Here is a 12,336-nt window from a genome sequence, read left to right on the forward strand (position 1 = left end):
GATGTAATAGAAGTAAGCATACTAATACTACCCTTCAAGGTTTCCTTGATTGCGGTCTTTAATTTTATACGGTCACACGACCAAAAACAAAAGCACCCGTTCATAATTGAGTAGGTGCTTTTGTCTTGTTCAATTCATTTTTCTTCGTTTAAATACTTGTTAATCTCTTTATATAATTGCCTTATTGGCTTTGTATGCTCTCCCCAAGCTCGTAAAAGCTCAAGAGCTGCCTCCTCATTCTTATGAGAAAGCTCGGCCAATAAAACGGGTAATCTTGAATGCATTTTCACTAGCTCCGGATCAATGGGAAATACTTTCTTATCGTACATAACACCACTCCTCATACTGTTTATTCTTGATTAAGCTTTTCAATGTATGGGTATTTTTCATGGAAGAAGGCAATCGGAATCTTGCCTCGCTCCGTCCAATAGCCTTGCTTTTTAAGCTCCTCGTTTAACGCCTGCACTCTCGCTTGAGCTGTTCGTAAAGAGCCTAAACCTAAAATTTCTTTGACTTCATGCGTCGTATAGAATAGTTTTGACATTGCCTTCACGCTCCTAGATTAATAGCTTTAGCAGTTCGCTAAATTTAGAAGGATAGTAGAGAGGTTGCGTTTCTTTTGGGTTGCGAGGACTAATAGCGTTATCGCCGTAATATCGTCCTGCTTCCGTTAAAGATTTGAACTCTCGTAGACCGCCTTTTGTACTCGGTCGCTCTTTAATTTCAAGTAAGCCTAATTCAATGAGTTTGGTATTTGCTTTGGCTGCCGTTAAAGGTACGTCGTGAGCTTTCAACAGCTCCGTGAGCGACTTTTTCAACTCTTCCTCAACATACTGCGGTAAATGATTGGTCGGTACGCCATGAGCCTTGTGTACGTCCGTAAGCATTCGTATTTTAGAAGGCTCGTCCACTCGTAAAATGTCAGCCGAGTATTTCATGCCGATCAAGTGCATTTCAAACTGTTCAATGTTTGGCGTTGTTGGGAACTGCTTGAGTTGCCGCTCCATTGCGTTGAAGCGTTCAATGTAAGCTACGGCGAACTGCGTACCCTTTTCGCCGGTCATGCGAGTAGCGTAAAGCTCACAACCTTTTTTCGTTAATTGGTAGCAAGGTTGTTGTTTGTTTTGACTGTTTGTGTAAGATGTTTCAATGAAATAGGACTGCTCAATTTTGGTCTGTCCTCCTAAATGGCTAATAACATTGCGGATGTCACGCAAAACTTCTTTATGTTCACGTCCAACCATCTCTGCAACTTCTAAACTGCTAAAGTAAGAGGACGGCTGAATTTTCAGCTCTCCTATAATAGTCAATAAAGATTGGAGCTATGAGATATTCGATTCATATAATACGTGCCCACAATTTTGTGGTAGCCTCCTCTCTACTTACTTACTTCTACCCTATTACAAAATATCCTGCACAAACTGCTAAAGGACGCCCTTCATTTAGCAGGTACGTCCCTTTAACTCATATAGCACATAGTGTTTTTCTTCGCCAATTCTTTTCCGTAATGACATGATTCAAGCAAGCTGCTAAAACCGGAGCTACCTCCCTATCCATTACAAAGCCGCTTTGCTTCCATTTGTGGTAAGCCTTACGCTCTTTTGGATAGAGCAGGGAAAGGGCCTCTTTAAAAATTTCCTTATCTTTTTCAACAATTCGCTTGTCATGCTTATATTTAGCCTCAAGCTCTTCCAAGGCAATAACGTGTTTTTCCAGGTCCGGAGTCGCTTTATAAATCTTACCTAGCTTTGAGTCAAAAATGGAATGAGCGTATTTAATTTTCGAGTCCAACTCCATGCGACGGCTCGCATAATGCTCCTCAATCGCTTTTAGCCTCTGATCCGTGAATAAATAACGTGTCATTTCTTCATAATCGTACATAGTAAGGTCCTCGCTTTCCTATTTCCCTCTTTGCTGCAACCTAGCGGAAATATCTATTGCAGGTTTAGGCTTTGGCTCTCGCTCTAGTTCAAAAATTAAATAGTACGGCAGCTTTCCCAAACATTCGGCTACTCTGATAAATAGGGCGTTGGTTGATTGACCGTCACGAATGAGGTAATTGTATAGCTCTACTTCGTCCCAAAGCTCCATACGCCCTTGTATTAGCTTGAATACATTTACGGCTTTACGGCATACCTTTTGAGCCTCTACAACTTGTAAAAAGCGTTGCTGCTCACCTAATTGAGGAGCTTTCGTCGAGCCTTTTAAAATGTTACGAGCCTCTTTTAATTGAACGGTAAAAAGCTCGGTCAACTCTTCATTAGTTGGATAGTGAAATTCCATAGCCCTGCCTCCCAATAAGCAAAATGAGAGGGGAAAGACTCGAAGCCTCTCCCCCATAAACAACTAGCTCCAAAGTGATTGAGATTCTTGAGGCGTAGAGCCTGCACTCGGTTGCCCGTGATCGCTGCCCCACGATTCTTTAGTAATTGCTGCTTGAAGGTCTTTTGTATTTCGCTCTAAAGCCATGAATTGAGCAGAAATTGCCCCAAGAGCTTTAGTCGTTTCTTGCTCTAGCTCACGATAGGCCTTGTCTGCGTCCGTTAAAAGCTCTTTTTCCGCCGCTTGTTGTAAACCACTTAAGAAGCTACGGTAATTTCGCATATTCATAGCATGTTGGCTTTGAGCGTTATCGCTATCATTAGCAGACGGCTTCCCTTCCATTGCAAGCTCTGTAAATTCGTGAAGGTTATCCATGAAAGCTTGAAGCATTTGAGTATCGCCCGAAGCTAAAATCTCACCTTTTAGATTTTCCAAAGCTGCACTATTGCCCTTTGCTTGTGAAATACGGCTCTTTAAAATGTTCGCCTTGTACGTTAATACTGCAACCTCTTCCGCCGAAATAGTACGGTTTTTCTTTGGTTTAGCTGCTGCAAGCTTTTCTTGAAGAGCCTTAATTTCTGCTTGTTGCTCCTCCTGCCAATACTTTAATTGAGCGTTTACGTGCTCCGAAGCCTCTTGCATTTTCTTATAAGCTTCTCCTGGCTTGTACACCTCTTTATATTTGACGATAGCTCCTTTAACACTGTCTAAATAAGCATTGCCTTCTCGATATGAACGCATTTCGCTCTCTCCTTTATGAATGAATTTTTACTTTTTTTAATGGTAGGCCGAGTAAATGTGAAGCTGCTTCGGCTTTTGGTCCGATAATAATGAAACCGTCCTCCAAAAGCTCCCACTCGCCTTTAAGGAAACGGATCGCTACACCTTTGTGGTAAGCGGTCAATATTAAATCGTCGCCTTCGATACGTTGCCCGTGCACAACTTTTGAAAAGAAGCCGTGCTTTCTAGCGTTTTGGTTGCCGTATTTTGGGTGAGTGTTTCCTTTATTTCCGATTGACTCTGTATTACCTGGTAAAAAACGACCTCGCCCGTCCCGTTGTGCCTTCATAATGCCCGAGCACCTCTTTCCGAGTTGGTTTTGTAGCGTTGCGTCGAATGTTAGGGTATGCAAGGGTGCTTGCGTTGCACAATAGCTTATACCTCAAGGGCTCTCACGCTTTAAAGCATGGGACAAAATGAAGTTTTCTACTATGCAACGCAACGCCCATTTAATGCAACGCTTAAGCGTCCCGACGTCCCCTAATTTGTACATCAAGCAAACCGATATTTAAGTGAACGAGATATTTAAGTTGATACAAACATTTTTCCAAATAAAGCTTCTCTGTTAATTCGGTTAACTGCTTTTTCGAATATGTGCTTGCAAATTCAGCTTTTAAAGGCTTCCCTAGCTTGTGTAAATCATCAAAAATTTGCTTCTGCCAAAGGTTTTTAGAGTAGTCCAATTGGTCAATTGCACGGCGTAAATCTTTTTCCTTTGGGTGCTTCGGAAGCATATTTAAAACATGGTTAATAAAATTTTCAGCATCTTTATAATGCGTGTCCACAAACATAATCAACGCCCCTTTTCTTTAAACCATTTTTTGATTGATTGAAGTCGACTCTTTTTAGGAGGCACACCTTTTAATCGCTCAAGCTCCTGCTTTACAACTTCTCGAGGCTTTCCTACAAGGTCCTTAACGCCGTCATAGCAACTAACACATAACAGTAATTGCTTTGTTTCACCTATCATTTTACGGGTGTTATGATCCGTTAGATAAAGACCACACGCTTCACATTTTTTACTCAATTAGCTCACCACTTTCAATTTAAGGTCCATTGTGTGAACGCCGCCGTCCCAATCATGCGTACACTCCTCTACTAAAAAAGCTTCACGAACGCCGATTTTCTCAATAACAACGTAAATCATATTGCCGGCTTTAACGCCCCAATGCCCTAAACATTTAATTGAAAGGTCCTTCGTAGCTTGATTTTTTACCGCAAGCAGGGCTTCAAGTGACGCTTTAATTTGAGCGTCCGTCATGTTCTCGTCAACTTTTTTGAAGTATTGGAGCTGCCCCCACTTTGCGATATTGCTAGAATCTTGAGCTATATAGACCTTACGTTTCGAAGTTTCCTCGTCGTCTTTAACGAGCTTAATTCGGTTATAGGTGTCCTTATCAATGGACTCCGTAAACTCAAAGCCATACATGAGGCTCTCTTCGCCTAAATACCAAGCGGACGGATCAATCAAAAGTTGGTCAATCCGTTTCAAAATTAAGCTGCCAAATTCATCACGGAGAACGAAGAGTCTATTATTCGCAATTAAAGTTGCGTCTAAATATTGGCACACCACGTCAAAAGCGTTTTTATCGTCCTCCACTTTAGCCGGTACAACATAGCCGGTATCTTCAAAAGCTCCTATTTTAGCTCCTGCAAGTCCGGCTATATACTTTATCGCTGCCGTCGCCGTCATGGCTTTCAAAACAAAAGTGTCTTTATACATCAAGTAACGAAGTTCGTCGTAAGCCTTCACTTTCAACTCGGAGCTCTCGTTAATAACTGATTCAAACACGTAGCCGTAAAAAATACCCGTTGAGCCGTGCTTTACTCGAATAACTGCCCCTTTTTTAATTGGGTACTTCAACGGCTCCTCTATGATAAAGACGGCTTCAAGAACACTAGCTTTTGCTATCCTTGAAGTTTTAAAATTCACGCTGCTAACAGGCATTTCTAAAACATTTCCGTCCCGGTTATCTAGTAAAATCTCTAAACTCATTGTGAATACACTCCTTGAGCCGAACGTGCTACCTCTTCACTGATTGAATTTTCAATTTTAGCGATAACATCATGTACGTCCACATCATTATTAATCGTAGTGCCTTCAAGTCTAACCGTAGGATTCAAGGTAACCTGCACTTGACGAATAGCTTCTCTCGTAGCCATTTCTTTAAATAGCTCAAGGTCCTCGTCTGCAATGTTAATCTCGTCCTCGATTTTTCCGATTTTATCAAGCTTACCGCCCGTTGGATTGCTCGAGCCTTTCCCTCCTGCACCTTTAGAGGCACCGTCCAAGCCGTCCGCATTAAATGCCGGTACATTTCCTAGAAGGCTCTCCATATCAAGCCCCGGTGAAGCTCCTGGCTGCTCTTGTCCGTTCTTTTTCGGAATAAGCCCTTGCACTTTATCAACCAAGCCATTAAGTGAGTCGCTCACGGCCATAGTGCCCGAGTAAGCCCAATCCATAGCACTATTGACGTTATCCATGTAATTGCCTAGCTCCATTCGAGGTAGGCTTACAACGCCTCTATCGCTTGTTGGGGCTTCGAGGCTAGACGCCATATTCGCAATTTTATTGCCGACGCTTGAGCCACTCATGGAAAGCTTTCCGACCTTTCCTAAATCGATTCCAGGAATTTGATTAAGGGCGTCCACAATCCAATTGATTGCTCCAATTGCCATATTGGCACCGGAAACAAAGGCATTTCCGATTGCATTAGCTACCGAGTCAATTTGCATACCCATAGCAGCCATATTGTTCATAACCATTTGAGCCATATCGTAGAAAAGCTTTTTAATGGCGTAAACCGGATCAATGAAAAGATTGATTAAAAACTCGGCAAACGAAAGGAAGAAATTCGCTACGTTCGCTACATTGTTATAAATGTAAGTGAATAGAGCCGCAAAGAGCCCCACAATAAAGCTAATAACCGTTGCCGTTTGCTCTCCCCAAATAATGAGAGCCGTGATAACCGCCACAATCGCAATAATGAAAGCCGCTAAAATCCAAGTACCTGGGAAAGCCCAAATAGCTGCATTAAGTCCCCATTGAGCCGCCGTTTGTGCAAAAGTAGCTCCCGTTGCAAACATCATGTAAGCCCCGGTAATCGCTAAAGCTGCTGCACGAATACCCTCAATAGCAACCGTTGCCATGGCGATACCTCGATAAACTGCTAGTACGGTCATGTATGCCGTTAATGCAGCTGCTGCCGTTAAGAAAATCGGTCCAAGTATGCCCCATGTATCGGCAATAAATTGAGCTCCGCTTGAAACCATGCCGTAGCCCCACTCAACTACATCAAATAACATGGTTAAGCCTGCAATACCTACGTTTACGCCTGCCATAATGTTATTGGACATAACGGTGAAGGCGTCCGAGTTCACAAAGTCATTGAATCGACCGAATAGAGGCTCTAAAGCTCGAAGCCCTTTATCCTTCATAATTTGCATTTGCTGCCCAAACGTCATAGGCATTTCAGCGAATTTACGGTTTGTTTCTTCTGCTGCTGCAAACATGGAATTTTTAATAATGTCCGCCGTAATTTGCCCCTCGGAAGCGAGCTTCTTAATGGAGCCAACGGGTACACCCATATAGTCCGCAATGTTCTGTACAATCGGTTGGGCGTTGTCTAAAATGGCGTTCAACTCTTCACCTTGGAGCTTACCTGCTGCCATTGCTTGCGTTAATTGAAGCATGGCCGACTCAACGCCGATAACGCTTGTCCCTGCAATGGAGAAGGTTTTATTCAACTGTTCCGTAAAGGCTATAATCTCGTCATTGGAGCTAAACGCTGCCCCGGCTTGAGCCGCTAATTTTCCGACGGCGTCTGCCGTAGCCGTATAAGAGCCTCCCGTTGCCTGGGCGGAAGCGAAAATTCTTTCTTGAAGCTCTGCCGTCGTTTGCATACCGTCATTAATGAGGTTAAGACGAGCCTCAATATTGGTTGCGTTGTCAGCTGCTGCAATAAAACTTTTCATACCATTCGTTAAAGCTTGAATGGAAAGATAGGCTCCGGCTGCTGCTGCAAACATCTTGAAGAAGCTTGAAACTTTCCCTCCGGCTTGTTGGCTTGCGTTCCCTACCTGCTCAATTTCTTCGCCCAAGTCGTCAACGTCGCCCTCTGCATTGTTAGCGGATCGCTCTAAACGGTCGACCTCTCCCGTTAAATCTCGGATAAGCTGCTCCGTTCGTTCGATTGAAGCCGTATCAAACTCCATATCGAATTGAGCTCTTGCGTCCAATGCAGAAAGGCGATACTCGGCTTGTTGCATTAGGTCTTGCATACGCTCGAGGTCTTGCGTGTTAACGTCCACGTCAATCATGGTAGAGAGCTCTCGAAGTCTGCTTAAATTCTGATTGATAACATTTTGAGCCGATTGTAAAGCTCTCGTATTCAATGTTGCGTCGACTTCGAGCTGCATATCCGTATTAGTCCGGAGTCGACTCAAATCATTCATGAGCTCTTGGACATTTGCACCGGCACTATTGACGGCCGTGTCGTTTACTCGAATATGGCTTTGAGTGCTAGTCATAGTTCGCATAGTACTTTCTACATTACTGCTTGCATTGTGAAGTTGCTCCATTACTCGAATGGTGTTATTCATGGAATTGATAACATTCATCAAAGGACCGGTAACGCCGTCGTGCATGGAGAGCCTTGTATCTACTTCTGACATATTCTCACCTTCCTTAAATTAAAATTCGAAGCTATTTAATGGCTGCAATCGCTGCGTTCATGAGTAGCTTTAATTTAAGCCGATTTCTTTCGCATTTTCGTTATGAACTTTTCAGCTTTAGCACGGTTGAAAAGTAAAGGGAAAAGTAGGTCATTTTGCTGAAGCATAACGAATACCGGCTCTTTACAGTGAGCGCAATCCTTAACGCCGTTGATCGCCTTACTGCCTACTCGTAAACTATTTAAAGTTCGGCAGCAAGGACATGTAAAGTTAAGGTGGAACTCTCCTTGTTCTATTGAAAGATGGCTTATTGTTTTATGTTTGAATGTTTTTTTCATAGTTTTCGCTCCTTTTATAGGGCGAGGCGTCACCGGCGTTTGCAATTTCCCAAGTACAAATTTTTCTAGTCTTTTTAAGGTGGGAACTTATAACCCTTTCAAAACTTTATTTATACGATTTAGGCGGTATAGGTAGCGTATATCTTGCCTAATCTTAATAAATATAAATTTATAAGTTTATAAGTTCCCATGTTCCCAATACACTGTGAATCGTTGATATTACTGTATTCAAAGGTGGGAACTTATACGGGAACTTATAATTTTTACGTGTTCCCGTGTTCCCAATTTTCTAAGAGCGGGAACTTATTTCTAGTGCGAGTAAGTTCCCACCTAATTCAGTGCAGTTTTTTAATGCGTAGGGCGTGAGAATATTTTCACTTGTCCATATGCTTTCGTTCGTTTTTTGGCTTGAGAGCTCTCCTGAATCCATCCCGTTTGGCGAATTAATTTTGTGATTTCACGGGCTTCATAAGGACTGATTCGAGATTTCGAGTCTAATCCAAGTGCTTCAAACATAATTTCTTGAGAGCTTATACGAGTCGGAATAACTAATTCTTTAAAATCTTCAAATTCGGAATAAGGCACATAATCATGATTATTTTTGTACCATTCATAACGCTCCTCACTCGAAAGATCATTATAGTTACCCTCTGCACTGCCATTTATGTGATTTATCCACGCAATACGCTTTTCTTTAGTCCAAAATGCGTTAGAATCAAAATCTATTGGTCTTGGTTTATTGAGATAGAAGAGTACATCTGTGAGGCGTGAATCCGTCATAGTATGCTGGCGTTGCTGCTCTTCTGCTAACTCTTTCAATTCCTTACTCATAAAGTGAGGCTTCAATAGATTAGACTTTAACCAATTTTCATAGACTTCCGCCCAAACTTGTTGAACATCATCTATTGTTAAATCACCAGGGTGCTTTATCCGTTTACTTTCATCACAGACTATGGGTATGAAACGTCGATTTCCCGTCCCATCTGACAAAAACTCACTTTCATTAGTAGTTCCGATAAATCCACAACTACGAGGTACGTCTTTTGCTTTACGTGAATAAGCCCCTCTGTAACTATCAACTTGCGAGGTAATGAAGCGTTTTACTTCTTCAATTTCTGATTTTCGTAAAGCTGCAAGTTCCCCTAGCTCAATTATCCATTTGGACTCAAGAATCTCGGCTGCTTTTTTAGTATCAAATGATGTCAGACTATCTGTATGCCATTTGTCTTTTATTGCAAGCTTAGAAGCAATTAAAGACTTTCCTGCACCTTGTTTCCCTACGAGAATCAAAGCCTCGTCGAATTTACAACCTGGCTCCCATAACCTCTTCAATAAACCAGTTAAAAAATGTTTTGTTGCTAATCGCACGTATTGGCAGTCTTCTGCACCCATATAATGAATGAACAAGCTCTCCGCCCTCTGTATGCCGTCCCAAGGTTTACTTAAAATAATGTCTTTTATAGGATGAAATGTTTGTTCTTGAATTAACTTATCTATTACAAGAAGCCCCTTCGAGAACGGCAGACTAATATCAAAAAGCTTTTCAATCTCTAATAGTAAAAAATTCGAATCCTCATCAGTCCACTGAACAAATTGGTTGGATTGTAACTGTTGATTTTGTCGCCAGGGGACATTTGCCACCCTTATAGCTCGATTACTAAATTCATCAAATCTAAAAGCGTGACTGTACAAAGTTTTAATAATTCGTTCTATGTTCGAAGTTGTAGGTTCGACTTGCCCTTTTTTGTTACAACTTAAATCATTGAGCAGCTTATCCATACTAGACAAAGCGTCATCATCATTTGGTAAATCTTCAAAATCGTCAAAAGCCGACGTATTTAGATTGGATTTCTTAAGTTCTAACCTTACCTTTTGACATCGTTCTTCTTTACAAGAATTCAACCATTCAATGAACGCCACTTGAGAAGGTTTTCGATTGACCGGCGTCCCTTCCTTCGAGTCCTCGTCTAGCTCATGGAATAAGTGCAAGCGTACAAGGTCGAAACTATTCACAAGTTGACCGCTTACCGGGTCCGTCCCATGATGTGAATAAGCGAAAAGCCCGTCCTCGTAAAGAATAAGTCCGCCCGTTGTTGAGCCGTGAACGTATGTATAACGTCCTGCCCCTGCCGTCTCGTACTTATCCGATAAGAAAGTTTCGATTGCTTCTTCAATTGTGTAAGTACGGCAAAATGCTCCAACCATTCCCGGCTTCTCTAAAGGGTTTCCTTGCTTGTCTGCCATTTTCTTACGGCTTTCTTGCTGCCTGCTTGACTCCGGCCATTCGTGCGGATCACGCCAATCATTATATAAAGAAAGAATGTCGTCCGGATTTAACCATTCTGCGTCCTGGTACTCGAAGAAGTATTCACCGTCGGCACTTGTTGAAGGCCAATACATTAAACGGTGCGGTTGATAAGTTGTATCGTCAAAGAAGTCAATTCCGAACTGCTCCGCAACTTTTTTACTTACTGCAACGTACTCCTCCGGCGAAACCGGTCGAGCTAAAGGAATGATTAATCGTAAACGAGGAGTCGAGCTTGAATGCTTATGCGTCGAATAAACTAAACAAGAGTTGTCGAATACAAGTGAAACGCCGTCCCAAAAGTCGCCTTTAATGAAGTCTGCGTCAAGCGTAAGAGCTTGCCTCCAAGCCACCGAGTCCGCCTTTCGTTTTCCGCCTTTCAAGCTCCCAAAAACGAATCCGCCAACGTCTTTGATCTCGTCTTGAGTTGCCTTCGTTAAAGCTTTATATTCCGCAACCGTTTCCGGCGTACGAGTTGTTTGACTAACTTTTTTGGCGAAGTCCGACCAAAGCATTTCAGTGTTTTTCCAAGTTGTCGCCTTCCTGCTTTGGGCAGTAGCTACGTGAAGCGTACCGTCGTATTTAAAGTTCTTGAATGAACTATTTTCCTTTGGTATACTATTGTTATTAATCAAGGTTTTATCCTCCTTTCAATAAACTGCAAAACATATATCTGCAATCCTTGTACACGCCGCCAAGCCGTGTATTTTTTTTGTCCTTTTTGGGCTACCATTCTCTAGTAATCTCGTCTATTACATTTAAAGCGTCGGAAGCCTTGTAGAATCGCTTACGGCTTTTTTTACGTTCAATTGCTTTCATGTAAGGATGATTTAGTATGTTCTCCTCCAAAAAACGCTTCGACATTCCCGTTAATAAACTCAAACGCTCGACGTCGCAAAACCAAATTTGAGCTGCTAAAGTATCCTCAATTTTTTGCTCAAACTTTTCTTGAATGGCTTTTTCATCAATTTGAATTTCAATTTTTGACGCGATCACTCCTAAACACCTCCGTTCTGTTCGCCACGAGTCCATGCCTCAATAACATCACGGTTAAATAAGATTTTTCCACGTACTTTAAAGTGCGGCACCTCGCCATCACGAACCATTTTATAAATCGTTGCCGTTGATACTCCTAGCAAACTTGAAACCTCTGCAACAGTTAAAGTAATGACTTTTTGGGTTGTTACGGTTACGCTTGTCAAATTAATTCCTCCTTTACTTATAACTGATAGTTAGCAATAAAATATAATTTCTTACTAACTGTTAGTGAATTATAAAACAATTCTTACTAAAAACAATGTATTGTAAACTAAAATATTTAAAACTGTACTAATTGTTAGTAAAGTAGTACAATTATCAAAAATAATAGTAAAAGGGAGAAACTTTATGAACGATGCGAAAAATTTTGGCGTTTTCCTAAAGAATGCTAGGGAAGAGATTGGTCTCACCTTGTCTCAATTAGGAGATTTAATAGGCTATTCAAATCCTTACTTATCTCAAATCGAAACGGGTAAACGAAAAAACCCACCTTCCCCGGAGCTACTGAAAAAGTTATCCGAGGCAATGGGAAACGTTACTTATGCAGGTTTGCTTGACGCAGCAGGCTATCACGAATTAGCTAAAAATGAGAGTATGAAACAACTTTATGAAGATTTCGGAGGAGATAATGAATTAAGCGTAATTGAATTACGGAAAAAGGTAGAGGATTTACAAAAAACTTCGGATTTAAAAAAATTACTCAGTGAAGAAACTTTATGGAATGAAAAAATAGCACCAAGGTATAACGGTCACAAATTAACCGAGCAAGACCGTAAAAGGATTCTCAAAATGTTAGAGATACTTTTCCCGGAGTATCAAGATAAAAAGTAAATGCGTTCCAACCTTATCTGACCTTGTACACGCCGCCAAGCATGAAGG

The 12,336-nt window shown here is 41.6% G+C and carries 16 protein-coding genes; 1 reads left to right on the top strand and 15 read right to left on the bottom strand.

All coding sequences use genetic code 11. From position 1 onward, the window contains the following. Positions 1–134: 134 nt before the first annotated feature. From ADM90_RS19060 to ADM90_RS19130, 15 genes are all read right to left on the bottom strand, one after another. Positions 135–329: a hypothetical protein gene (locus tag ADM90_RS19060; RefSeq protein ID WP_053996486.1), complete on the bottom strand. Its 195-nt coding sequence runs from the start codon at positions 327–329 to the stop codon at positions 135–137. A 20-nt stretch (positions 330–349) separates the two neighbouring features. Continuing rightward, a complete protein-coding gene (locus ADM90_RS19065) occupies positions 350–544 on the bottom strand; it encodes a hypothetical protein (protein WP_053996487.1) in 195 nt (64 codons plus the stop codon). Between the two features lie 13 nt (positions 545–557). Continuing rightward, on the bottom strand, positions 558–1,310 hold the full coding sequence (locus ADM90_RS19070; RefSeq protein WP_268766651.1) for a Rha family transcriptional regulator: 753 nt from the start codon (positions 1,308–1,310) through the stop codon (positions 558–560). Between the two features lie 154 nt (positions 1,311–1,464). Next, a complete protein-coding gene (locus tag ADM90_RS19075) occupies positions 1,465–1,881 on the bottom strand; it encodes a hypothetical protein (protein ID WP_053996489.1) in 417 nt (138 codons plus the stop codon). An 18-nt stretch (positions 1,882–1,899) separates the two neighbouring features. Then, a complete protein-coding gene (locus ADM90_RS19080; RefSeq protein ID WP_053996490.1) occupies positions 1,900–2,283 on the bottom strand; it encodes a hypothetical protein in 384 nt (127 codons plus the stop codon). Between the two features lie 63 nt (positions 2,284–2,346). Continuing rightward, positions 2,347–3,063, bottom strand: coding sequence for a hypothetical protein (locus ADM90_RS19085; RefSeq protein ID WP_053996491.1), 717 nt, complete (start codon positions 3,061–3,063; stop codon positions 2,347–2,349). Between the two features lie 13 nt (positions 3,064–3,076). Beyond that, entirely contained in the window at positions 3,077–3,391 is a 315-nt protein-coding gene (locus ADM90_RS19090; RefSeq protein WP_053996492.1) for a hypothetical protein, read from the bottom strand. Between the two features lie 172 nt (positions 3,392–3,563). Beyond that, positions 3,564–3,893, bottom strand: coding sequence for a hypothetical protein (locus ADM90_RS19095; RefSeq protein ID WP_053996493.1), 330 nt, complete (start codon positions 3,891–3,893; stop codon positions 3,564–3,566). Between the two features lie 2 nt (positions 3,894–3,895). Continuing rightward, on the bottom strand, positions 3,896–4,129 hold the full coding sequence (locus ADM90_RS19100; RefSeq protein WP_053996494.1) for a hypothetical protein: 234 nt from the start codon (positions 4,127–4,129) through the stop codon (positions 3,896–3,898). Continuing rightward, positions 4,130–5,098, bottom strand: coding sequence for an XkdQ/YqbQ family protein (locus ADM90_RS19105; RefSeq protein WP_053996495.1), 969 nt, complete (start codon positions 5,096–5,098; stop codon positions 4,130–4,132). After that, entirely contained in the window at positions 5,095–7,632 is a 2,538-nt protein-coding gene (locus tag ADM90_RS19110; RefSeq protein ID WP_161804093.1) for a tape measure protein, read from the bottom strand. The genes ADM90_RS19105 and ADM90_RS19110 overlap by 4 nt, the downstream gene beginning before the upstream one ends. 218 nt (positions 7,633–7,850) lie before the next feature. Further along, a complete protein-coding gene (locus ADM90_RS19115; RefSeq protein ID WP_053996497.1) occupies positions 7,851–8,114 on the bottom strand; it encodes a hypothetical protein in 264 nt (87 codons plus the stop codon). A 348-nt stretch (positions 8,115–8,462) separates the two neighbouring features. Continuing rightward, the gene (locus ADM90_RS19120) at positions 8,463–11,054 is read right to left on the bottom strand and encodes a virulence-associated E family protein (RefSeq protein ID WP_053996498.1); all 2,592 of its coding nucleotides are present in this window, start codon (positions 11,052–11,054) and stop codon (positions 8,463–8,465) included. A 91-nt stretch (positions 11,055–11,145) separates the two neighbouring features. Continuing rightward, entirely contained in the window at positions 11,146–11,415 is a 270-nt protein-coding gene (locus ADM90_RS19125) for a hypothetical protein (RefSeq protein ID WP_053996499.1), read from the bottom strand. 2 nt (positions 11,416–11,417) lie between these two features. Beyond that, on the bottom strand, positions 11,418–11,621 hold the full coding sequence (locus tag ADM90_RS19130; protein ID WP_053996500.1) for a helix-turn-helix domain-containing protein: 204 nt from the start codon (positions 11,619–11,621) through the stop codon (positions 11,418–11,420). 184 nt (positions 11,622–11,805) lie between these two features. Here ADM90_RS19130 and ADM90_RS19135 point away from each other — a divergent pair, with 184 nt between their 5' ends. Next, complete coding sequence (locus ADM90_RS19135; protein WP_053996501.1) at positions 11,806–12,288, top strand: helix-turn-helix domain-containing protein; 483 nt, start codon at positions 11,806–11,808, stop codon at positions 12,286–12,288. Positions 12,289–12,336: the final 48 nt, after the last annotated feature.

Source organism: Lysinibacillus macroides, assembly GCF_001281525.1.
GTDB lineage: Bacteria > Bacillota > Bacilli > Bacillales_A > Planococcaceae > Lysinibacillus > Lysinibacillus macroides.

Bases quoted from the DNA above. Each gene is read 5' to 3' on its own strand.
- ADM90_RS19060 (WP_053996486.1), bottom strand. From the start codon at position 329: ATGTACGATAAGAAAGTATTTCCCATTGATCCGGAGCTAGTGAAAATG.
- ADM90_RS19065 (WP_053996487.1), bottom strand. From the start codon at position 544: ATGTCAAAACTATTCTATACGACGCATGAAGTCAAAGAAATTTTAGGT.
- ADM90_RS19075 (WP_053996489.1), bottom strand. From the start codon at position 1,881: ATGTACGATTATGAAGAAATGACACGTTATTTATTCACGGATCAGAGG.
- ADM90_RS19080 (WP_053996490.1), bottom strand. From the start codon at position 2,283: ATGGAATTTCACTATCCAACTAATGAAGAGTTGACCGAGCTTTTTACC.
- ADM90_RS19085 (WP_053996491.1), bottom strand. From the start codon at position 3,063: ATGCGTTCATATCGAGAAGGCAATGCTTATTTAGACAGTGTTAAAGGA.
- ADM90_RS19090 (WP_053996492.1), bottom strand. From the start codon at position 3,391: ATGAAGGCACAACGGGACGGGCGAGGTCGTTTTTTACCAGGTAATACA.
- ADM90_RS19095 (WP_053996493.1), bottom strand. From the start codon at position 3,893: ATGTTTGTGGACACGCATTATAAAGATGCTGAAAATTTTATTAACCAT.
- ADM90_RS19105 (WP_053996495.1), bottom strand. From the start codon at position 5,098: ATGAGTTTAGAGATTTTACTAGATAACCGGGACGGAAATGTTTTAGAA.
- ADM90_RS19110 (WP_161804093.1), bottom strand. From the start codon at position 7,632: ATGACTAGCACTCAAAGCCATATTCGAGTAAACGACACGGCCGTCAAT.
- ADM90_RS19115 (WP_053996497.1), bottom strand. From the start codon at position 8,114: ATGAAAAAAACATTCAAACATAAAACAATAAGCCATCTTTCAATAGAA.
- ADM90_RS19135 (WP_053996501.1), top strand. From the start codon at position 11,806: ATGAACGATGCGAAAAATTTTGGCGTTTTCCTAAAGAATGCTAGGGAA.